The sequence below is a fragment of the Streptomyces cahuitamycinicus genome (genome assembly GCF_002891435.1).
GTDB classification, from domain to species: domain Bacteria; phylum Actinomycetota; class Actinomycetes; order Streptomycetales; family Streptomycetaceae; genus Streptomyces; species Streptomyces cahuitamycinicus.
Map to the genome: position 1 here is coordinate 1 of NZ_POUC01000462.1, position 5927 is coordinate 5927.

A 5927-nucleotide genomic window follows, 5' to 3' on the forward strand; every position below is an offset into this window, starting at 1 on the left:
ATGCGGCGGCGGGCGGCCGGGCCGTGGCGCCGGGGGTCGTCGAGGCGGCGCCCGCCGAAGGGCGGCAGGGCAAGGGTCGCGATCCGCTGACCGACGACGAACTGAAGCGGGCCGAGAAGATCGCCCTCAGCCGGCAGCTGTTCCGGAGCAGTGAGAGCGTGGACGGGGACCGCGGCCCGCAGCCCCTCGGTGTCGACCTCGCCGAACCCGAGGCCGACGAGGCCGGCAAGCCGGACGCGCCCCGCCGTGCCGACGTGACGTTCTACGACTACCGGGACGACACCCTCGTCACCCGGACCGTCGATCTCGGCACCGGCAAGGTGGTGGCGACCGGCAGCCAGCACGGCGTACAGCCGCCCCTGAGCCGCGCGGAGAAGGCCGAGGCGGCCGCTCTTCTGATCGCCGACCCGCTCGGCTCGGGGCTGAAGGCCGACTACAAGGACGCCACCGGCAAGGCGCTCACCTCCCCGGACCAGCTCCAGCTCAGCGGAGCCGTCTACCGGGCCGCGCCGGGCGCGCAGCCCGCCGTGCTCGACAAGTGCGGAGAGCACCGCTGCGTCCGGCTGTTCCCGAAGATCAAGAACGGTCCGTGGGTCGACGCCCGGCAGCTGGTGATCGACCTGAGCGCCCGCAAGGCCGCCCGGCTCGACCGCTGACCTGCCCGCTTCGCTCACCCGTCCACCCCGCTCCTCCTCGTCAGGGAGTCATCTCGTCATGCGCGTGAACAGCAACACCAAGGCCCGCACCCGGGCGGCCGCGGGACTGACCGTGGCCGCGCTGGCCGCGGGTGCCACGGCCGGCGCGGGACCGGCCACCGCCCAGCCGAAGGCCGCCCCCGCCGCGGCGGCCGCCGACTGCAGCGCCGCCTACCGCATCGAGCAGAAGCTCTCCTCCGGAACCACCTGGCGGATGTGCTGGCGCTACGACGGCAAGGCCGGCCTCGTGCTGGAGAAGATCTCGTACCAGCCCAAGGGCGAGCCCAAACCGATCAGGGTCCTCAACAGCGCCCGGCTCGGGCAGATCCACGTCCCCTACGACGACGGCAACATCGAGTACGACGACCTCACCGGCTTCGACTTCGCCCAGGGCCTGATGAACCTGGCGCCGGGCGAGTGCCCCGGCGGCACCATCAAGACCGTCAAGGTCCCGGACTCCTGGAACGAGGACCCGAACGTCAAGGGCCTGTGCACCACCACCCGTTCCCGCGGCCACGCCTACCGCATGCAGGGCGACACCGCGAACAAGGTCTTCCAGGCCCAGGGCAAGGACCTCCTCGTCTACACGGTCAACCAGGTCGGCTGGTACGAGTACATGACCGAGTGGCGCTTCCAGGACGACGGCGCGATCACCATGAACGTCGGCGCCACCGGCAGCCTGTCCTGGGACGACTACGACGCCGGCGACGGCCGTGGCTGGCCCATCGGCAAGGGCGCGAGCGCCAAGTCCACCAGCCACAGCCACAACGCCTTCTGGCGGCTCGACTTCGCCCTGGACGGCTCCACGAAGAACCGCGTCGAGCAGTACGACTCCACCGTCAGCGCGCCCACCCGGGGCCAGCGCGCCCCCACCACCAAGACCACGCGCACCAAGGTGACCAAGGAACTGGCGGGGGACAGCAAGAACTACCGCTGGTGGCGCATGGTCAGCGCGACCGGCAAGAACAAGGACGGACACGCGCGCTCCTACGAGATCGTCCCCGGGCCCACGACCAAATACCCGGGCCGCAGCTACACCAAGCGCGACCTGTACGTCACGCAGTACAACAAGTGCGAACTGTTCGCCAGCCACAACCCCGGCAACTGCGGCCCCGGAGCGGGGAAGTCCGTGGACAAGTGGGTGAACGGACAGGCCCTGACCCACCCGGTGGTCTGGATGAACATCGGCTTCCACCACATAGCCCGGGACGAGGACCAGCAGCCCATGCCCGTCCACTGGCAGGGCTTCTCCATCGCCCCGCGCGACGTCACCGCCATGAATCCGCTCACTCCGGCGGAGCTCGGCTGGCAGAACGGGCACTGGCAGCCCCGCCGTTGAGAACGACCCTGCCCATCCGGCTGCACCGCCGACCGCTCCCGGAGTACCCTTCCTTGATCGTTGACAAGGGGAGTGCTCGGGGGAGCGGAAGGCGGTGCGCGGGTGGGCTCGGGAGGGCTGGAGCTGCCCCCTGGTGACGAGGGTCACGAGGGGCACTCCACAGACGTCCCGACCGGTGCCGTGTCCCTGGCGCGGCCGATGGACGCGACGGGCTCGATCGGCCCGGAGCTGGACTGGGACGCCGACGCCTGGCGCGAGGTGCGCACCCGCGCCCAGCGGGCCGGCCGGGCCTACATCTGGCTCAACCTCGTCGAACAGCGGCTGCGCGCGGTGGTCGCCGCCGTGCTGCGGCCCGTCTACGAACCCGTCCACGGCGAGGACTGGGTGGTGGCCGCCGCCGGACCGGCCGGCCAGGAGTGGGTGCAGCGCGCGGTGGCCGTCCGCGAGGTCAGCCGCCGCAAGGGCTACCTGCTCGACCCGGCCGACGACAACGTGCTCTCCTTCCTCACCCTGCCCCAGCTGCGCGAGCTGATGGTGCAGCACTGGCCGTGCTTCGAGCCCTACTTCGACGACCGCCGGGACGTCGAACTCGCCCTGGACGAGCTGGAGGTCACCCGGAACGTCGTCTCCCGCAACCGGGCCCTGTCCGAGGCCGTGCTGAGCCAGGCCGAGCGGGCCTCGGCCCGGCTGCTGGAGATGCTCGGCGCGGGCGGTGACGTGCCCTCCGCGCGCCGGCTGCCCATCGACGCGGTCGAGGACTTGGTCGGCGACCGGTACGCCGACGTGGTCGCCGTCCATTCGGACCGGGTGCGGCTGATGCGGCAGTTCCCCGCCGAGGACATCTTCGGCGGCGCCCGCCGCCTCGACGCCATCGGCATCGGCCTCAACCTGCTCGTGCAGAACTTCTCCGGCCGGCGGCTGGTGCGGCTGGCCGAGTCCGGCTGCCGGGTCAGGCTGTTGTTCCTCAACCCGGCCTCCAGCGCGGTCAAGCGCCGCGAGCGGGAGCTCGGCATCAGGCGCGGCGAGCTGAGCCGGGCCGTCGAGATGAACATCCTGCACATGCGCCGGGTGCGCGCCCGGCTGCGCGACCCTGGGGCCTTCGAGATCCAGGTCTTCGACGAGACCCCCCGCTTCACGGCGTATCTCGTGGACGGCGACGGTGCGGACGGCATCGCGGTCGTGCAGAGCTATCTGCGCCGCACCCGGGGCATGGAGGCGCCCGTCTTCGTCCTGCGCAACAGCGGCAAGGTGGTCAAGCCGGGCGAGATGGACGAAGCGGGCCTCTTCCCCACCTATCGCGAGGAGTTCGAGGTGATGTGGGCGGATTCACGGCCGGTGTCCTGAACTGTGCCGTGCTGCACGGTGGTTCCGGGTCCGCCGCCGCGGGTAAGCGGAACGCGGTCCTCTGATTGTCAGTGGTGCGTGGGAAGGTGGGGACCACTGGGGGAACGCACCACAAGAAGGGGGACGGCCCATGGGCTGGCACCGGGAGCTGCTGGTCGGCTTCGACCTGGAGACGACGGGCACCGATCCGCGCGAGGCGCGCATCGTCACGGGGGCCGTGATCGAGGTCAGGGGCGGAGAGCCGATAGGGCGCCGGGAGTGGCTGGCCGACCCGGGAGTGCTGATCCCCGAGGACGCGGTGGCGGTGCACGGCATCAGCAACGAGCGGGCGGCGGCCGAGGGCAGACCCGCCGACCAGGTGGCGGACGCGCTGGCCGATGTCCTCACCTCGTACTGGAAGACGGGCGTTCCGGTCGTCGCCTACAACGCGGCCTTCGACCTCACCCTGCTCTCCGCGGAGTTGCGGCGGCACGGCCTGCCGTCCCTGCGCGACCGTCTGGGCGGCGCGGACCCGGCGCCGGTCATCGACCCGTACACCATCGACCGCTGGGTCGACCGCTACCGCCGAGGCAAACGCAACCTCGAAGCGGTCTGCGCCGAGTACGGCGTCGTCCTCGACGCGGCCCACGACGCCATGGCCGACGCCCTGGCGGCGGCCCGCCTGGCCGGCGCGATAGCCGACCGCCACCCCAAGATCGCCACCCTCGGCCCGGCGGCCCTGCACCACCGCCAGATCGAGTGGTACGCGCAGTGGGCGGCGGACTTCCAGGCCTTCCTGCGCGGCAAGGGCGATCCGACGGCTTCGGTCGACGGGACGTGGCCCCTGCGGGAGCCGGCGGACGAGCCGGTCTGAGGCGTCTGCCGGGCGGCCGGGCGGTCACGCCTAGGCAGCGCCGAGGTCTGGCAGGCGTTCAGACGGTCAGGCAGGCGCCCAGGTCTGGCAGGCGTTCAGGCGGGCGCCCAGTGTGGCGGTCAGAACGGATACCACCGCACCGTCTCGTCACCGTCCCGCAAGGACCGCACCCGCCGCTCGAACTCGGCCAGCGCCTTCGGGTTGCCCGGCGCATGCTGGGCGACCCAGGCGCAACTGGCCGTCTCCCGGGCTCCGCGCAGCACCCCGCAGCCCTCCCACTCGCGCACGTCCCAGCCGTAGGTCTGCGCGAACGAAGCGTAGGCCTCGTCCCCCAGCCCGTACCGGTCGTGGGACAGCACCATCACCACGAGATCGTGCTCGCGCAGGTCCGCGGACACCGTCTCCAGGTCCACCAGCACGGGCCCGTCGGGTCCGACATGCACATTGCGCGGCAGCGCGTCCCCGTGGATCGGCCCCCGCGGCAGATGCGGCGTGAGCGCGGTGGCCCGAGCGGCGAAGGCGTCCCGTCGCTCGCGCAGATACGCGGCGTCCGCGGGATCGACCGCGTCCCCCGCGAGCCGCAGCCACCGCTCCACACCGCCCAGCAGGTCACGGGCCGGAAGGTCGAAGGGAGGAAGAGGCGTGGCATGTACGACCCGCAGCAGTTCGGCCAAATCCCGCGGCTCGGCGGGCCGTACGGCATCCGGCAGCCGATGCCACACCGTCACCGGATGCCCGTCGGCCAGCAGCGCCTCCGGCTCGGCAGCCCGCACCGCCGGCACGCCCGCCTCGGCGAGCCACACCGCGATGTCCAGTTCGCGGCGCGCCCGGTCCAGGAGCTCGGCATCGCGGCCGACCTTGACGACCAGGTCACCGGCGGCGAACACCGCGTTCTCGCCCAGGGCGAGCAAGCGCGCCTCCCCGGCCGCACCCGGCAGCACCCCGGCCGCCGCCAGTACGTCCCGCGCCCGCGCCTCGTCCATCGTCCGCCTCCGTCGTCCGCGCCCCGACCGTCGGGTTCCGGCCATCCACCGGTCAGTGTGGCATCGGCACAGGTCGGGCGGCATACGCGGTGCCTTGACGAGGCACCTGGCCTTCACGAGCATGACCAGGCCGGGCGAGCGTGCAAAGGGGCAGCCGACTGGCAGGTACTGCCCGCCCCGGCAGGAGCCGCCGGACTCACCCAGGGGGTCAGCCCCCAGACCCTCTCCATCGCCGAGGACTGCCCGCACAAGAATGAAGCCGCGCAGTTCCTCGACTTCCTGCTGCGGAAGAACATGGTCCGCCTCGCCCTCGGCGACTGGCTGCCCGCGGCACCCAGGCGCTGAGAGACCCCGCCCTGCGCACCACGCGGCACGGCTGGGCCACCGGCACCGCCCTCGCCGTCCGTCTGCGCCCGGCACACGCGCGGACGGTCCGGGGCTACCCCGAGTGGAAGGACAAGGTGGCGACCCCAGCCCTGCAGGAGTACTACAGCGGAGCCATCGGTCTCGGTGAACTGCGCGAACGGCTGGAGGAGGACGGCGACCTGGTGCTCGCCCGCTATCAGCGCTGACCCGGAAAACCCGTTGTCCGTCCGCACCGGCGCCGTCTAGCGTGCTGCTCGTGGGTATCAACGCGATCTACATCTCCGGTCACGCCCGGGGCTGTGCGCACTCCGCCAGGACGCGCCGCCGCCCCGGAGCCCTGACCGGCC

Annotated in this window: 5 protein-coding genes and 1 pseudogene; 5 read left to right on the forward strand and 1 reads right to left on the reverse strand. The window is 72.1% G+C overall.

Annotated elements, in window-relative coordinates:
* The 4 genes from C1J00_RS36690 to C1J00_RS36705 form a co-directional block, all read left to right on the forward strand.
* A partial coding sequence (locus C1J00_RS36690) for a Tat pathway signal sequence domain protein (RefSeq protein WP_102913253.1) occupies positions 1–656 on the forward strand: 656 nt, incomplete at its 5' end.
* A 58-nt stretch (positions 657–714) separates the two neighbouring features.
* Entirely contained in the window at positions 715–2034 is a 1320-nt protein-coding gene (locus C1J00_RS36695; protein WP_102913254.1) for a copper amine oxidase, read from the forward strand.
* A gap of 102 nt (positions 2035–2136) precedes the next feature.
* Positions 2137–3378, forward strand: coding sequence for a DUF5919 domain-containing protein (locus C1J00_RS36700; protein WP_102913255.1), 1242 nt, complete (start codon positions 2137–2139; stop codon positions 3376–3378).
* A gap of 130 nt (positions 3379–3508) precedes the next feature.
* Positions 3509–4231 (forward strand): 3'-5' exonuclease, encoded by a 723-nt coding sequence (locus tag C1J00_RS36705; protein ID WP_102913256.1) that lies wholly within the window; start codon positions 3509–3511, stop codon positions 4229–4231.
* Between the two features lie 119 nt (positions 4232–4350).
* On the opposite strand, the gene C1J00_RS36710 is transcribed toward C1J00_RS36705, so the two are convergent.
* On the reverse strand, positions 4351–5214 hold the full coding sequence (locus tag C1J00_RS36710; protein ID WP_102913257.1) for a phosphotransferase enzyme family protein: 864 nt from the start codon (positions 5212–5214) through the stop codon (positions 4351–4353).
* Positions 5215–5370: 156 nt separating this feature from the next.
* On the opposite strand from C1J00_RS36710, the pseudogene C1J00_RS36715 reads away from it, so the two are divergent.
* A pseudogene (locus C1J00_RS36715) lies at positions 5371–5786 on the forward strand (sugar ABC transporter substrate-binding protein); the annotation flags it as partial.
* Positions 5787–5927: the final 141 nt, after the last annotated feature.

Bases quoted from the DNA above. Each gene is read 5' to 3' on its own strand.
- C1J00_RS36695 (WP_102913254.1), top strand. From the start codon at position 715: ATGCGCGTGAACAGCAACACCAAGGCCCGCACCCGGGCGGCCGCGGGA.
- C1J00_RS36705 (WP_102913256.1), top strand. From the start codon at position 3,509: ATGGGCTGGCACCGGGAGCTGCTGGTCGGCTTCGACCTGGAGACGACG.
- C1J00_RS36710 (WP_102913257.1), bottom strand. From the start codon at position 5,214: ATGGACGAGGCGCGGGCGCGGGACGTACTGGCGGCGGCCGGGGTGCTG.